The 14,867-nt window shown below is 43.5% G+C and carries 14 protein-coding genes and 1 rRNA gene; 3 read left to right on the top strand and 12 right to left on the bottom strand.

The window, feature by feature from the left end; genetic code table 11:
* Positions 1 to 127 precede the first annotated feature (127 nt).
* Positions 128 to 859 carry an ATP-binding protein gene (locus tag HY805_11290; protein MBI4824791.1) on the top strand — a complete coding sequence of 244 codons (732 nt, stop codon included), beginning with the start codon at positions 128 to 130 and terminating at the stop codon, positions 857 to 859.
* On the top strand, positions 859 to 2,193 hold the full coding sequence (locus HY805_11285; GenBank protein ID MBI4824790.1) for a hypothetical protein: 1,335 nt from the start codon (positions 859 to 861) through the stop codon (positions 2,191 to 2,193). Before HY805_11290 ends, HY805_11285 begins: the two co-directional genes overlap by 1 nt.
* 42 nt (positions 2,194 to 2,235) lie before the next feature.
* On the opposite strand, the gene HY805_11280 is transcribed toward HY805_11285, so the two are convergent.
* The 10 genes from HY805_11280 to rtcA all read right to left on the bottom strand — a co-directional run bounded on the left by HY805_11280 (position 2,236) and on the right by rtcA (position 10,656).
* Complete coding sequence (locus HY805_11280; protein ID MBI4824789.1) at positions 2,236 to 4,392, bottom strand: HAMP domain-containing protein; 2,157 nt, start codon at positions 4,390 to 4,392, stop codon at positions 2,236 to 2,238.
* On the bottom strand, positions 4,376 to 4,846 hold the full coding sequence (locus tag HY805_11275) for a cytochrome c family protein (protein MBI4824788.1): 471 nt from the start codon (positions 4,844 to 4,846) through the stop codon (positions 4,376 to 4,378). Before HY805_11275 ends, HY805_11280 begins: the two co-directional genes overlap by 17 nt.
* 92 nt (positions 4,847 to 4,938) lie before the next feature.
* Entirely contained in the window at positions 4,939 to 5,760 is an 822-nt protein-coding gene (locus tag HY805_11270) for a metal ABC transporter permease (protein ID MBI4824787.1), read from the bottom strand.
* 1 nt (position 5,761) lies between these two features.
* Positions 5,762 to 6,514 carry a metal ABC transporter ATP-binding protein gene (locus HY805_11265; GenBank protein ID MBI4824786.1) on the bottom strand — a complete coding sequence of 251 codons (753 nt, stop codon included), beginning with the start codon at positions 6,512 to 6,514 and terminating at the stop codon, positions 5,762 to 5,764.
* Positions 6,505 to 7,395: a zinc ABC transporter substrate-binding protein gene (locus HY805_11260; protein ID MBI4824785.1), complete on the bottom strand. Its 891-nt coding sequence runs from the start codon at positions 7,393 to 7,395 to the stop codon at positions 6,505 to 6,507. Before HY805_11260 ends, HY805_11265 begins: the two co-directional genes overlap by 10 nt.
* A 23-nt stretch (positions 7,396 to 7,418) precedes the next feature.
* The gene (radC, locus tag HY805_11255) at positions 7,419 to 8,108 is read right to left on the bottom strand and encodes a DNA repair protein RadC (GenBank protein ID MBI4824784.1); all 690 of its coding nucleotides are present in this window, start codon (positions 8,106 to 8,108) and stop codon (positions 7,419 to 7,421) included.
* On the bottom strand, positions 8,092 to 8,361 hold the full coding sequence (locus HY805_11250) for a type II toxin-antitoxin system mRNA interferase toxin, RelE/StbE family (protein MBI4824783.1): 270 nt from the start codon (positions 8,359 to 8,361) through the stop codon (positions 8,092 to 8,094). Before HY805_11250 ends, radC begins: the two co-directional genes overlap by 17 nt.
* Positions 8,358 to 8,642 carry a hypothetical protein gene (locus HY805_11245; protein MBI4824782.1) on the bottom strand — a complete coding sequence of 95 codons (285 nt, stop codon included), beginning with the start codon at positions 8,640 to 8,642 and terminating at the stop codon, positions 8,358 to 8,360. Before HY805_11245 ends, HY805_11250 begins: the two co-directional genes overlap by 4 nt.
* Positions 8,643 to 8,663: 21 nt before the next feature.
* Positions 8,664 to 9,593, bottom strand: a complete 930-nt coding sequence (gene miaA / locus HY805_11240) for a tRNA (adenosine(37)-N6)-dimethylallyltransferase MiaA (protein ID MBI4824781.1) — start codon at positions 9,591 to 9,593, stop codon at positions 8,664 to 8,666.
* 37 nt (positions 9,594 to 9,630) lie between these two features.
* Positions 9,631 to 10,656 (bottom strand): RNA 3'-phosphate cyclase, encoded by a 1,026-nt coding sequence (gene rtcA / locus HY805_11235; GenBank protein ID MBI4824780.1) that lies wholly within the window; start codon positions 10,654 to 10,656, stop codon positions 9,631 to 9,633.
* 33 nt (positions 10,657 to 10,689) lie between these two features.
* Here rtcA and HY805_11230 point away from each other — a divergent pair, with 33 nt between their 5' ends.
* Positions 10,690 to 12,822, top strand: a complete 2,133-nt coding sequence (locus HY805_11230) for a bifunctional (p)ppGpp synthetase/guanosine-3',5'-bis(diphosphate) 3'-pyrophosphohydrolase (protein ID MBI4824779.1) — start codon at positions 10,690 to 10,692, stop codon at positions 12,820 to 12,822.
* 21 nt (positions 12,823 to 12,843) lie between these two features.
* Here HY805_11230 and HY805_11225 read toward each other — a convergent pair whose 3' ends face one another.
* Together HY805_11225 and HY805_11220 are read right to left on the bottom strand one after the other, a co-directional pair.
* Positions 12,844 to 14,265 carry a sigma-70 family RNA polymerase sigma factor gene (locus HY805_11225; GenBank protein ID MBI4824778.1) on the bottom strand — a complete coding sequence of 474 codons (1,422 nt, stop codon included), beginning with the start codon at positions 14,263 to 14,265 and terminating at the stop codon, positions 12,844 to 12,846.
* 126 nt (positions 14,266 to 14,391) lie between these two features.
* Positions 14,392 to 14,867, bottom strand: a 23S ribosomal RNA gene (locus HY805_11220); the annotation flags it as partial.

The raw sequence follows: 14,867 nt of genomic DNA, 5'->3' as shown, positions 1-14,867 counted from the left end.
AAGGCACGGACTTCGGTAAAATAACCAATGAGCAGGTGGCAATGGTAGCATCATTAATTAACACAAGGCCCAGAAAATGTCTGGGCTACAAGACGCCCCTTGAAGTCGCATCTGTTGCACTTCGAGATTGAATGTAGGATTAGAAGTTATCTCGAGATTTAGAAGAAACAATCCGACTAATTCCAATCTAAAAAGCTCTGAAAGCAGAGAGCCAATATTTGAAGCCGATGATATAGCTATCATGGAATTCTTGGAACCTCAAGCCGGCCGTAGTGGAACCTCATTAATCCAGCCTTTTAGAATGTATCATGACCATAATGCTGGGAACTTCATGGGTGAAATTTTGGACCTTTTAGATCAAGGAAAAACTGTAATTCTTGATTTAGGAAACGCGAATGAAGAGGTTATGCAGTATTTTTCAAGAGGATTATCTGAAGCTGTTTTTAGGCATCAAACTACTAAATTTACTAATAATCAATTAGGTAATCACTTTATACAACTATACTTCGAGGAGGCACATAACCTCTTCAAGGATAATGATAATAGTGAAGAGACGAGAATTTATCGGCGATTCGCAAAAGAAGGAGCTAAATACCATATTGGTATGGTTTACGCCACTCAATCCCCTACTACAATAAATTCAGACTTATTGGCACAAACAGAGAATTTTTTTATCGCGCACCTTGCTTCAACAGATGATGTCAGTAGGCTTGCAAAAGTTAATGTCGCTTACGAAAGCTTAAAGGATGATATCTTGAATGCTAAAACACCGGGATACATCAGAATGCTTACGCGGTCACACAGATTTGTCATTTCCATGCAAGCACTAAAATTTACACCCCCAAAAGCAGGCGAGTAATGCCATACCTAAAAGGAACAAGGCTTCCAGCGGAAAGAGCAAGCAAATTAGGGCATTTAGAAGTTATAAAAAGCCCTTTAGTCCAAAGACTCTGTAAAAACTTTGAAGACCCAGAATCCTTGCCTGAAATCACTAACCCGGTTTGGCAGGGACTTCCTGAGGCGGGCGAAGAATTAAAAATAATTTTTTCATCAGACGGCTCATTTCAAACAATAGAATCCAAGCAACCACCATACAAAGCAGTAGCCTTTGTTAAAACAGCACTGCTCAAAGTTGATCAATATGCTATTTCTAAGCTTGACAAGGAATCGCCAAATCCTTTCGCAATCAGGGATATGATGAAAAGTTCTGCTTTGTTCCACGCCTCAGCCTTTCCTTTAAGACATGTTGCAATTCCAGAGAAAACAATTTACCAAACAGTAAGAGAAATAATTTTCGAATCGGTCAAAGATGCGGGTTTAAATAATGCTCTTGATGGCGCTATGATGGAAACGCTTAAATGGATTGCTTATGAGAAGTGGAATCCAACGCCAAAGGTTGCTCTTGAAGAGTTTGGATGCCCGCATTGTCACAAAAATGTCGCTACTCTCCCTTATGAACAGGAAAGGGGGGGCTGTCCACAATGCAAAGGCGGAATTTTTATTACAGACATGTTCGGATTACATCTTAGTATGCAGGAAGATTTTGCACCAACACAAGTTGCTTCGGATTATATGTCAGTTAGTGAGACCTTGATGATTTTTACTCCTATTCGTTCTTTTTGGGAAAAGAATAAGGAGATATTAAAAAACTGTTTAATGGTTAAAGATGGCCCTCTTTCTCTTAGAGCTACTTTAGCCAAGCTTTCTGCTCCAATCAGACGTTTTTTTAAACATGCAAAAGAACATGGGATAGAGGTTGCAATGATTGGTCAGGAAAAAACTGGAGCGTTTGTTGAGCATCTCAATTTGATTGGAAATAAAGCTCCTTCCGGTTCAATCTTTATTCCCAATAACACATATATCAGGGATGAGATTCAGCATTCAAACCTTTCCGGCATTTATGGCTCGGATACAAACTACGGCGCTAAGGTGTTTGTAAAGTACAATAATTATCATAAAATGGTTATAAATGTCCCAACAGGTGAAAGAGGAGAGTTTGTTGAAAACCCATCTCTTGATAAACTCATAGCGATTAAAAAAATTGTCGCAACTCTTCCAAAAATCTTAAGTAACCGGCACGAAGGCGCACTATTGCCGATTGAATTGGCAAACGGCATTGCATCTTTATCTACATATCCTTCCGCAAAAGCTTTAGAATTATTTTCTGAGGCAGTAAAAGAGGACCGATCATAAGGCGAAAGGGGGGACTTGGGGGGTTCTAATTTCAGTCAGTCCCTACACCTTGAATCTGTGGAGTTCCGAAAGCAGGCTTTTTGACTCTTCTGATAGGGATTTTATTACGGTATTCATCTCATTGGCAAGGCTGACCAATCCTTGTGCAACCCCCTTTACACTCTCGATTGACTGCACTATTGCCCTGCTCTGTTGTCTTTGCTCGGCAGTGGCATTTGCTATCTGGTTTGCCTGATGAACTGTATTTTCCATTGCATGAGATATCTGCTTGCTTCCACCGGATTGTTCTCCTACTGCCTGCGTAACACGGGTTGAAAGGTGTTTTATTTTTTCAATCGCAGATGTAATCGAAGCTCCTCCTTTGCTCTGGTCACGGGTTGCCACCGATATGCGCTCTAACTGCCCACTCATACTCTTTATAGCCTCTGTTATCTGCCTTATGACATTTACCTCCTCTGCTGTTGCCCTCCGGATGACATCGGACTTTTCTACGGAGGTGTGAGAGCTTTCCATGATGCTCTTCAAGGCAGAGTTTATTTCCGCTACGAGTTTCATGCCTTTTTCGACTACCTTTATACCCTCCCCTGCCATCTCGATACTTCTTTTCGTCTCGGACTGGACCGAACGGATGATTTTAGATATCTCTTTTGTAGAGGCAGATGTCCTTTCTGCAAGGTCCTTTATCTCTTCGGCTACTACTGCAAAGGACTTGCCGTGTTCGCCTGCCTGTGCGGCAAGTATAGCCGCATTAAGGGCTAAAAGCCCTGTCTGGTCGGTAACATCGTCAATTACAGTAAGGATACTGCCTATTTCTTCTGACCTTTTACCGAGTCCGTTTATAATATCGGAAAGCGCACCCACGCTTTCCTTTATATCATCCATGCCCTTTACTGCACTGCCAACTGACTTCATACCTTGGTCAGATGCATCTGCCGTTACCTTCTCTGCAAGGACAACGGATTCTACGGCACTCCGCTCCACTTCCTTAACAGTGGCGTTTATCTCCGAAAGGGACGATGCGGTCTCCTCGGAGAATGCCGTTAGATGCTGGAGGCTGTCGGCAATCTCTTTTATAGACCTCATCATTTCGTCAATAGAAGAGGCGGCTTCGACCATGGATTCGGAAAGTATTTTTGCACTTTCAGCTACCTCTCCTATGGAGTTGGAAATCTCTACTATTGCGGATGATGTATCTTCGGCAGAGGTGGAAAGGCTTTTAGCACTCGTGGCTACATCCAATATCGAATTATCTATTTCTTTTATGAAACCCCCTGTCTGCTCTATTGTATTGTGCTGAGAGGTGGCTCCGCTTAAAACCCTGCCTGCGGATGAAATAATGTTTTCCGTGACATCGGATATGCTGTTTGTAACCACACGAACATTCGTTACCATTTCCTTTAGGTTGCCTGCCATCTTGTTTATCGACCTACCGAGGGATGAAATCTCATCCTCTCCCCTTACCTGTATTTCTACTGTTAGGTCTCCTTCTGCTATCTCTCTTGCCTTTCTTGAAAATTCAATTGTCGGCAAAATCACCAGCCTCCTCAGCAGGAAATAAAGTATGGCAATTATAATACATACGCCGACAACCCCAACGAGGATGCCTTTGTTTCTTAATCCTGCTATGGTGGCATAGGTTTCCTCGGCAGACTGTTTTACAATCAACCCCCCAATGACCTTTTTTGAGGCGCCGTGGCAGTGATAGCACCCCTCCTCATTCAACACTTCGTAGAAGTTGACCATGTACCTTTTGCCCTCTACCTGCTCTTCAAAAGACTTTTCCCTATACTGCTCACCTGTCTCTAACAAAGCCCTCAATGCCTCGGATGCTTCCTTGTCACGGATAAACTCAGAGACCTTCTTTCCGATTACACCCTCATCGGTTGCAAATCTAATCTCCCCATCGGAATCACATATAGCTACAGAGATGCCCCCTACGGTCTTTCGTATATCTAACAGTTGTCTTTCCACAGAGACACTGTCCCCAACGGACATAGGATGTTTAATGCCTGCATAGACCAGAGACTTTAACCCTTCTCCGTGAGCAACCATTTTGTTCTTGAGTTCTTTCCTCTGACTGGCGATACCCAAATAAATCACTGTGCCCATTATTATGGAGACCGCAAGGGTAATAGTAAGGAGTACCTTTAGATTTAGTCGTCTTCTTATAAGGTCAAAAAGGTTAATGCGCTCCCCCATGAACCATAGGTTTATATCTGAAGGCACTTACCCTTTCTGCGATATGGCAGACTTCACAGTCTTTTATTCCTATACGGGTTTTTATATCACGCCTGCTCATTGATTTTACATGTATTCCGCCTGGTCCATGACAGACCTCACAACCTGCACCCTTTAAATGTGGGGTCTTTTCAGGGCTTTCAAAACCGCCTGGCTTTCCATATCCAGTAGTATGGCAGGAGTAGCAATTTTTCATTTCTTTTTCGGTCAGGTCCTTTTTCATTTTCTGTATACCCAGAAAGGATTTACTTTTTTTGGCATAGGTAATAAAGTTTTTATATTCCGTGGGGTGGCAGTCATTGCAGGCATCACTGCCAACATATCTGTTTTCACCGTGGCTTACAGATGGGGGCATTGCCGATATTGCCAAGGCAGTGATAACAGGTAACACTATGAGCTTCCTAAATCTTGCCATTACGCCCCCAATGTCAAGGCTTTAGATATATTGACTATATAGTGGTGACTTTTATATTGTCAAGTTATAAATTGAGACTACTCAAGAGTCGTTTATTCTTGTAATTTACCCCTTAGCCTTCTATAGGCTAAGGCAGATATAAGGAGTAGAAAATTCATAATCACAATGGTAGCACCTGTTGGAAGGTCAAATTCAAACGAAATAAATATCCCTCCTATAACTGAAAGCAAAGAGGAGACTACGGCAACCGCCATGGTCGCCTTGAAGCCCCGTGCTATCTGCATCGAGGTGACCGCAGGAAGGATTAGTAATGCCGAGACAAGCATAATGCCAACGACCCTCATGGCAAGGACAACTGTAAGGGCAGTCAGGAGAATCAGGATTGTATTAATCCTGTCTGTCTTGACTCCCGATGCCTTTGCAGAGTCCTCATCGAAGGTTATAGAGAAAAGGTCATAATAAAAAAATAGGACTGTAAAAAGAACTGCAACCGAAAGCACCATGGAGATAATTACCTCCTGCCTGCTTATGGAAAGTATGTTTCCAAACAGATAGCCAAATAGGTCGATATTAAAGCCTTCTGCAGTGCTTGCCAGAAGTATGCCAATGGCAATCCCTAAGGAAGACACCACTCCAACAGCCGCATCTCCGTGGATTCTTGCCCTCTTGGTAAGCCTAAGTATACCGAGGGAGCTTAGCATCACAAGCGGAATGGAGACATAGAGTGGGTGTGCCTTTAAAAGAAGGCTAAGCGCAACTGCTCCGAATGTGACATGTCCTAAGCCATCTCCAATCAGGGAAAGCCTTTTTAAGACCAGAAAGACCCCGAGCACAGAGCATAAAACCGCAATGAAAGAGCCTGCAAGGAGTGCCCTCTGTGCAAAACCATAGCTTAGAAACTCAAAAATCTCCATTTCAATGCCTATGACATATAAGGTGCTGTGAGGATTCCCCAAAATACCTCGACATCTCAGAAGAGACGCAGAAATCCTCAAAAGAGCCAAAGAATATGATTTCCTTATCCAGATAAAGCAATCGGGATGCGTATTTACCGATACTGCCAATGTCATGCGTAACGAGGATAATCGTGGTATTGGCTTTACTATTAAGCTCCATGAGTATGCCAAAGAACCTTTCCCTTGTTTCAGGGTCAAGGGCAGTAGCAGGCTCATCTAAGATTAAAAGCTCTGGTTCGCTTACAACTGCCCTCGCAATTGCCACCCTTTGCTGTTGACCACCTGAGAGCTCGCCAAAAAGCCTGTCTTTAATCCCTGATATATCCATCAATGCAAGTGCCCTGTCTATAGCCTCGTAGTCGGATTTATTCAACTGTTTTGGAAATCCCTTTTTCGAAATAATCCCAAGAGAAACAATCTCTTCCACTACAGCTGGAAAATTCGGATTAAAAGATGTAGCCTTCTGAGGAACATAGCCAACCTTATGCCACTCATGGAAATCCTGTGGACTCCTGCCAAATAAAGAGACATTGCCTTCATCAGGCATGATGAGTCCAAGCAGGGTCTTGATTAATGTGCTTTTCCCGGAGCCATTTGGCCCAACAAGCCCAACATAGTCTCCTTTACTTACGCTTAGGGATATGTCCCTTAGAACTGTCATGGAGTTATACCTGAAGGTCAGACCATTAACCGATATGACATCTACCTGCATTGTAAAGCAATCCTAAGGTTCTTAAGATTCTCCCTCATGAGTGTTATAAATGTTATACCATTATCCATCTCCTCCCTCGTTATATTATGCCCTGCATGAAGCATGACAAGCTCTGCACCTGTCTCCTTTGAAAGCACATTTGCAATCTCTGGCTTTATAAGCTCCTCATAACAAATATGTTTTATACCAAGCTCTTTCGTCTTTTTAAGAAGTAACATGAGCCTCTTAGGGGTTGGCTCTGAATCAGGTGCAGTTCCGTATGCAGAAAGATATTCGATATTATATCTTTTTGTAAGATAGTTAAATGCAAAATGTCCTGCATGTATAAATGTGTCCTTTCTGCAATCCGAAAGACCGATTTTGAAATCCCTGTCAAGCTCATCGAGCCTTGCCTTGTAATCCTCTGCATTCTTAGTATAGAAATCCTTATTCTTGGGGTCTTTTCTCAGGAACCCATCGAGGATATTGTCTACTGCCTTTTGTGCATTCAAAAAGTCAAGCCATATGTGGGGGTCTGCATCCATAAAGGTAATGCCTGAGCTTGAATCTATAACCGCAAGGTCTTTGTTTTCGATGCCCTTTAAGACATCGTCTATCCACGGCTCCATGGCTTTGTTTGTGTATATGAATATGTCTCCTTCTGCGATTTTTTTAATATCCTCTGGGGTTGGCTCAAAGCTATGAGGCTCTACCCCGGGTGGAAGGAGAAGGCTTAGCTCTACATTTTCCCTGCCGATATTCTTTGCGAAATCGTAAAAGGGGAAAAGGCTCGTAACAACCTTAAGCCTATTTCTTTCTACCTCCTCCTTTTTAGTGCAAGAGACAGTGCTCAGGGAAAACACAAAGAGCAGGCAAAAACCCATTAGAGCCTTAACAATCATATGCCACATATAGTTTTCCTCATTCACATCATGCCTGCCTCGAGGAAACTGAAATGACCTGCCTTCGAGATTATTAGGTGGTCATGTATATTAATGCCGAGGCTTCTTCCTGCCCCAATAAGCTGGTTTGTAAGCCTTTTGTCCTCTGCCGAGGGCTTACTGCTTCCTCCTGGATGATTATGAACCACAATGAGTGAAGATGCCTTGTGATAAATCGCCCTTTCCATTACCTTTCTCGGATAAACAACAGACTGGTTTACAGTGCCTTCTTGTATGACCTCGTCTGCTATGACCTCGTTCTGGGAGTTAAGGAATATTGCCATGAACTGCTCATCCTTTAGCCCTGACATCGTGAGCTTACAATAATCCAAAAGCTCTCTCGTCGATGTTATATGTTTTTTCTTTTTAAGCCCTTCCTTGAGATAAAGCCTTGCACATTCCTTGACAACGCTTAAAAGAACTGCCGTGTTTTCCTTTATTCCTTTTACCTCTGCAAGCTCATCCCGAGAGGCATCCAGAGCCGAGCTAAAGCTTCCGAACCTGCTTATAAGCTCTTTGGCAAGGGGTTTGACATCCATTCTCGGAATTGCATATGTAAGAAGAAGCTCCAATGCCTCATAGTCCTGAAACCCATCAAACCCCGTAGTTCTGAACCTTTCTCTGAGTCTCTGCCTGTGTTGAAGGTAATGGGGTTTATCAGTAAACTTCATCATGCGAGCCTATGTTCAAAAGGTATATGGCATTTCCTTCAATGACAAACACAACCCTGTAATCGTAAGTGAGGCTGGTAGAGAGAATGCCCTTTAATTTGCCTTTCAGCTCATGGGTCTTAAGACAGGGGTCGTGTGGGTCTTTCTGTAAAAGGGTAAGCCTTTCAACCACAAGCCCCTTTAAATTAGGATGCTTTCTAAGGAATGCCTTGAGTGCCCTTTCAAATTGCCCAGAAGTAACCAGTTGATAGTTCATTCGCTCTTTAGAGAGGAAATCAAAGCCTTTGCAGACTTAAAGGATTTTCCCTTTCCTGCCCGGACCTCTTTAAGTGCCTGCAGTGTTTCATATTCAAAAACCTTCTTCCTGAGTTCAGACAACTCTGCCTCTCTTTTACTATAAATGTCCACAGATTCCATAATGACCTTTGGCTTGCTTCTTACAACAATACAGAGTGGTTCCTCTAATGCCTCGCTAAGAACCTTTACTGTCTTCTCCCTTAACTTAGTAACACTCACAATTTTACTCATATTTTTCACCTCATTTATCTATAGACTACTCTATAGATTAACCTTTGTCAAGCTGAATAATACCGATACTTTATTATATATCTCCCTGCCGCTAAATATCCCTGTAACATCAATCCAGTGTATGCCCTCCTCTTTCTTAAACCATGTAAACTGTCTTTTTGCATATCTTTTTGTATTTCTTTTTATAAGCCTTATAGCCTCATCGAGGGGATAGTTGCCCTTGAGATAGGATGCGATTTCCTTATAGCCAATTGCCTGCATGGAAGTGGATGAAGGATTCATACTAAGAAGTCTATTCACCTCATGGACAAGACCTCTCGCAATCATATCCTCCACCCTTTTTTCTATCATTCCATAAAGCTCCTTTCTTTCCCGCATAAGCCCTATCTTTATGAATTCATAAGGAAGTGGCTTTGTGAGTCTTGCCTTTAACTCAGACATCTTCTCATTGCTTTTAAGGGAGACCTCTAATGACCTGAGAATTCTTCTTAAATCAGTAGGCATTATATTTTCTGCTGCAGTAGGGTCAAGCCTTCTCAGATTTTCATAGAGAATCCCCTTTGATTCCTCCTCCAGCCTTAAAAGCTCTCCTCTTAAGCTCCAGTCAGCAGATGGCCCAGGGAAGAGCCCTCTTGTCATTGCCTTTGTATAAAGCCCTGTGCCTCCGACAACAACAGGGATTTTATTTTTCTCGTGAATGGTATTAATTACTGGTATGACATCCTCTATGTATCTGCCAACACTATATGTCTCCTCAGGTAAGACAATGTCTATCATATGGTGTTTAATTCCCTGTCTTTCGGATAAAGAAGGCTTTCCTGTTCCAATGTCCATGTATTTATATATCTGCATGGAATCTGCACTTATAAGCTCTGTTTTGAGAGCCTTTGTAAGCTCTATTGCGGTCTCTGACTTTCCAACACAGGTTGGACCTAAAATGAGAATGACAGTATCAGGCATAGAGTTATGATACCTGAAATAGCAAGCTCAAGGTATTTCAACTTCTAATAATCACAGTCCCCGGTGAGCCTTTTTCACCCTCTATCTCATATTTTATCCCTAAGAATTTCTCGGTAACCCAGAGGTTCGTAAGGAGATGCCCTGTGACTTTTGATGTTGTAAATCCTATAGTGTCTTTTATGAGTGCCAGATAGGGTATAAGCTGGTCTGCCATATGAGGGTCAAGGCAACTGCCTGTGCGATAATAATCCAAAAACTTCTCTGCAGTCTCTTGTCCAACAGTCTCAGCCCTTTTACCCCTTTGTCCTAAGGCTGAAAACCCTGAGTTTGAGCCTTCCGAATCAACAGAAAGGAAAACGAAAGTTCCCTGCCCTATTGAGTTTACCTCGACGGTCTCTATTTCAGGGAGAATATCCAAAGAGCCGAGTGCCTTAAGCGTTGAGTCCTTCTGCCTTTGGGCGATGCTTAAAGAAAGGTTTCCAACTCCAGAGAGCCCTTTTATGGAGATTATATCTCCCCTTTCGATAAAATTCATATGCCTTAGTGTCTTTGCAGGCTCGATAAGGAACCTTACCTTTCCTCCTCCTTTTGGATAAAACCCATAGGAAGAAATCTCGGCACTTATATCTATCCCAAGCCTCTTAAGCATTGAGATAAATGCATCTTTTATGTAATGAAACGGAGGGCTCATTGGAACATGTGTGCCTCCTTTAAGTGTGAGTGAGGACTGCCCCCTCGAAAATACAAGTGGAAGGAGAAGTGCCTGCATTAAAAGAGATGTCGAGCCAGCAGTTCCTATGTCAAAGTAGTAATCGCCTGATTTAACCTCCTTTGGCTCAAAGAAAAGTTGGGTTGAGCCAATGGAATCACCCTTAACAGATGCCCCTGAGATTAAAGCCAATGACTTTACAGCCATAAGGTGCTGGGGCATGAGGCCTGGCTTACGCCTCTTTGTTCTTATATTGAACATCCTGAATGGCAAACCTCTAAGGCAGGAAAGGCTCAATGCGGTTCTCAAAATCTGCCCGCCGCCTTCTCCAAAAGAGCCATCTATCTCGATCATGATATATGATACCCAAAAGTTTTATAATAAGGTATGGGAGAAGAGGTTAAAAGCATAGACGACCTAACAGAGAAGGTCCGCTCATATAATCCCTCGGCTGATGTTGAGTTCATAAGAAGGGCTTATTTTTTCTCGAGCGAGGCACACGGGAAACAGAAAAGACAGGAAGGAACGCCATTCATAGAGCATCCCCTTTCAGTGGCATTCATCCTTGCAGATATGAAGATGGATACGACCACGATAACAGGAGGAATACTTCATGACACAATCGAGGACACAGATGTAACTGTCGATGACATAAAGAAACGGTTTGGCTACGATGTGGCATTCCTCGTCGATTCCCTTACGAAGTTAAGCAAGATGGAGTTTAAGTCCCATGAGATAGCACAGGCAGAGAACTTTAGAAAGATGCTTCTTTCAATGGCAGAGGACATAAGGGTCTTACTTATAAAATTTGCAGACAGGCTTCATAATATGCGCACACTGGGGTTTCTTCCCGAGCACAAGCGCCAGCGTATTGCATCAGAGACACTGGACATATATGCACCACTTGCAAACAGGCTCGGCATTGGCTGGCTTAAAACAGAGTTCGAGGACCTCTCATTTAAATATCTTATGCCCGGGCTTTATGAAGAGCTTGAAAGAAAGGTTGCAAAAAGGCGTGAGGAGCATGAAGGCTACATAAAACAGGTAGTCGGCATCGTAGAAGGCAGGCTCAAAGAGCAGGGCGTAAGCGGGGTGGTCTCAGGAAGGGTAAAGCACTACTACGGCATTTACCAGAAGATGCAGAGACAGAAGGTTCCATTCGATCAGATACACGATGTCTTAGGAATAAGGATTATCACAGACACAAAGGCAAACTGCTATGCAACCTTAGGGCTTATACATTCCCTCTGGGTGCCGGTTCCAAGAAAGTTCAAGGACTACATAGGCGTGCCAAAGTCCAACCAGTATCGGTCCCTTCATACAACTGTCATTGGACCTGGTGGAGAAAGGGTTGAATTCCAGATAAGGACAGAGGGGATGGACAGGGTTGCAGAGGAAGGCATAGCCGCACACTGGCGGTATAAGGACAAATCCGGCATGAAGGAGAAGGACGAAAGGTATATCTCATGGCTGAGGGAAATCCTTCAGTCCCAGACCGAAATGACTGATGCGAGGGACCTTGTGGAGGTCATTAAGGCAGAGGTATTGCCTCATGATGTTTATGTCTTTACACCAAAAGGCGATGTAAAAGAGCTTCCCGATGGCTCAACGCCTGTTGACTTTGCATATGCTATTCACACTCAGGTCGGAAATAGATGCATAGGGGCAAAGGTTAATGGAAGAATGGTCCCTCTTAGGCACAAGCTTCAAAGCGGTGACACAGTGGAGATAATAGCGTCACAGTCCCATAATCCAAGCAGAGACTGGTTGAAATTCGTCGTCACGCAAAGGGCAAAGACAAGGATAAAGCAATGGATTAAAGTAGAGGAGACAAAGCAGGGTATAGAGCTTGGGATGAAGCTCATCGAGACAGAATTAAAAAGACACAATTTAAGCCCATCCCTTATGAAATCCGAGGAGATGCTGAAGATTGCAAAATTCTATAACCTTCAGGGTATGGACGACTTCTTTGTCTCAGTGGGCTTTGGAAAAATCTCGCCGCATCAGGTCATAAACAGGCTGATGCCTGAAAAGACAACAGAGGAGCCTCAGAGGATAAAGCCTCAGAGAAAGCCTGCCGAGCAAAAGGGTATAACTGTAAAGGGCATCGACGACATTCTTTATCATACTTCAAAGTGCTGTTTCCCTGTGCCAGGAGACAACCTTGTAGGGTTTATTACAAGAGGCAAGGGGGTTACGGTTCACAGAAAGGATTGTCTGACCCTCGAGGGGCTTGCATCGGACAGCGAAAGGCTTGTGGATGTTCAGTGGGAGCCTGTTACAGACAGCACATCTCAGGCAAAGCTCACTGTTGACACGATTGACCAGCCAGGCATACTTGCAAACCTAAGCGCCATGATATCTTCTGTCAATATAAACATAAGCCATATAGAAGCCACTACAACTCAGGACAAAAAGGCACGCATTATTTTTATCTTAGAGGTAAAAGACAAATCCCAGCTTATGGCAACTGCACAGAAGATGGCACAGATAGAAGGGGTTTTAAGTATTAAACGCTGAATCTTCTTTTCCGGTGAACTCTTACGAAAGGATAGTCTTAAGAGCCCTGAGTCTGCTGGGATGCTTGAGCTTTCTAAGGGCCTTTGCCTCAATCTGTCTGACCCTTTCACGGGTAATGGAAAGATGCCTTCCTACTTCCTCGAGCGTGTGGTCTCTGTCAGCTCCGATCCCAAATCGCATCCTTATGACCTTCTCTTCTTTTTGAGAGAGGGTTCTAAGGACCCTCTGAAGCTGTTCGGATGCCTCGATTCTTTCGGCGTCCGAGTAAGGAGAGGGACGGGTCTTGTCTCCTATGAAATCCTCAAGCTCTGTGTCTTCGTCTCCGATTGGTGTCTGAAGGGCAATAGGGTCCTGAATTGCCCTGAAAACATCTTCTACCTTTCTGGTCGGGACACCTAATTTTCTTGCAATATCCTCGTTGGTTGGCTCTTTGCCTATCTGATGGGTTAGCTCTCTCGATGCCTTTGTGACCCTGTTATAGAATTCCATCATATGCACAGGCACCCTTATGGTTTTTGTCTGGTCTATAAGAGCCCTTGTGATTGCCTGCCTTATCCACCATGTAGCGTATGTAGAGAACTTAAAGCCCTTTTCATATTTGAACTTATCGACTGCTTTCATTAAGCCTATATTGCCCTCCTGAATGAGGTCAAGCAGGGGAAGCCCTCTACCAACATAGTTCTTTCCTATGTTTACGACAAGTCTCAGGTTTCTTGTAATAAGCTCGTTCTTTGCTTCTGTTATTAATGACTGTGCCTTACTTATGCGCTCGCATCTCTCCTTAATGTCCTCTATTGGGATGCCGACCTCAGAGGATATTTTTTTATACTCATGGATGACGCCCTTAATAATGTTTTCAAGCCTCTTTGTATTTATCCCTTTTTTCTTTTTTTCGTTAATAGCCTTTCTCATGGCACCGAGTGAGCCATGAGGCATAAGTTTTTTGTCCAGCTCTTTGATTTGCTCCATAAAGGTATCCAACCTTTTGAGTGTGCTTATTAATGCCTCATCAGCTATCTCGTCCTCTAACATTTGCTCGTCTATTAAGGAGATGTCTGATTCGATTTTTTTATATAAAGGCAGGACAATGATTAGGTTTTTTATTATTGCCTTACCCTCTTCTAACTGTTTGGCAAGATGGGTTTCTTCGTCCTTTTTAAGGATTGAGATATTACCCATGGAATGAAAGTATGCCTGAACAAGGTCTTCTGCTTTTTCATACTCCTCGACCTCTACTTCCTCTGCTTCTTCTTCTGGAAGTACCGAGGTTTCTTCGCGGTCAACAACCTTTATGCCCATATCCTGAAGAAGGTCTATCAGGTCTTCGAGCTCATCGGGAGTGAAAAACTCTGAGGGCAAAGCCTCATTTATTTCGTCATAGGTAAGGACACCCCGTCTTTTACCTATATCTACGATTTCCTCAAAAATATCCTTTTCTTTCATCCAGCTTAAACCATAGCACAAAAAAATAAAGGTTTCCAGAAAAAAACCTTTTTGATTTTGATAGGGAAAAAACCAACACAAGTCCTTCTCGATAAAGAGAAGGACTTGTCTTTTGCTTTTTGAAACAGGTTGGGTCAAGCCTCACGGTCTATTAGTACTGGTAAGCTGAATGCATTACTGCACTTACACCTCCAGCCTATCAAGGTGGTAGTCTACCACTGACCTTTAGTGCCGATTTCTCGGCAGGGAGACCTAATCTTGGGGTGGGTTTCGCGCTTAGATGCTTTCAGCGTTTATCCCATCCAGACATAGCTACCCGGCATTGCCACTGGCATGACAACCGGAACACCAGAGGTCCGTCCATCCCGGTCCTCTCGTACTGAGGACAGAGCCCCTCAAGTCTCCTGCGCCCACAACAGATAGGGACCGAACTGTCTCACGACGTTCTGAACCCAACTCTCGTACCGCTTTAATCGGCGAACAGCCGAACCCTTGGGACCTACTCCAGCCCCAGGATGCGATGAGTCGACATCGAGGTGCCAAACCGCGTCGTCGATGTGAACTCTTGGACGCGATAAGCCTGTTATCCCCGGCGTACCTTT

It is taken from the genome of Nitrospirota bacterium, assembly GCA_016207905.1.
Taxonomy (GTDB): Bacteria; Nitrospirota; Thermodesulfovibrionia; order Thermodesulfovibrionales; family JdFR-86; genus JACQZC01.
Note: the sequence above shows the minus strand (reverse complement) of the source record. Positions and strands in the feature narration are given on the sequence as shown.

Coding starts and splice junctions, on each gene's coding strand:
- HY805_11285 (MBI4824790.1), top strand. CDS start 859: ATGCCATACCTAAAAGGAACAAGGCTTCCAGCGGAAAGAGCAAGCAAA.
- HY805_11280 (MBI4824789.1), bottom strand. CDS start 4,392: ATGGGGGAGCGCATTAACCTTTTTGACCTTATAAGAAGACGACTAAAT.
- HY805_11275 (MBI4824788.1), bottom strand. CDS start 4,846: ATGGCAAGATTTAGGAAGCTCATAGTGTTACCTGTTATCACTGCCTTG.
- HY805_11270 (MBI4824787.1), bottom strand. CDS start 5,760: ATGGAGATTTTTGAGTTTCTAAGCTATGGTTTTGCACAGAGGGCACTC.
- HY805_11265 (MBI4824786.1), bottom strand. CDS start 6,514: ATGCAGGTAGATGTCATATCGGTTAATGGTCTGACCTTCAGGTATAAC.
- HY805_11260 (MBI4824785.1), bottom strand. CDS start 7,395: ATGATTGTTAAGGCTCTAATGGGTTTTTGCCTGCTCTTTGTGTTTTCC.
- radC (MBI4824784.1), bottom strand. CDS start 8,108: ATGATGAAGTTTACTGATAAACCCCATTACCTTCAACACAGGCAGAGA.
- HY805_11250 (MBI4824783.1), bottom strand. CDS start 8,361: ATGAACTATCAACTGGTTACTTCTGGGCAATTTGAAAGGGCACTCAAG.
- miaA (MBI4824781.1), bottom strand. CDS start 9,593: ATGCCTGATACTGTCATTCTCATTTTAGGTCCAACCTGTGTTGGAAAG.
- rtcA (MBI4824780.1), bottom strand. CDS start 10,656: ATGATCGAGATAGATGGCTCTTTTGGAGAAGGCGGCGGGCAGATTTTG.
- HY805_11230 (MBI4824779.1), top strand. CDS start 10,690: ATGGGAGAAGAGGTTAAAAGCATAGACGACCTAACAGAGAAGGTCCGC.
- HY805_11225 (MBI4824778.1), bottom strand. CDS start 14,265: ATGAAAGAAAAGGATATTTTTGAGGAAATCGTAGATATAGGTAAAAGA.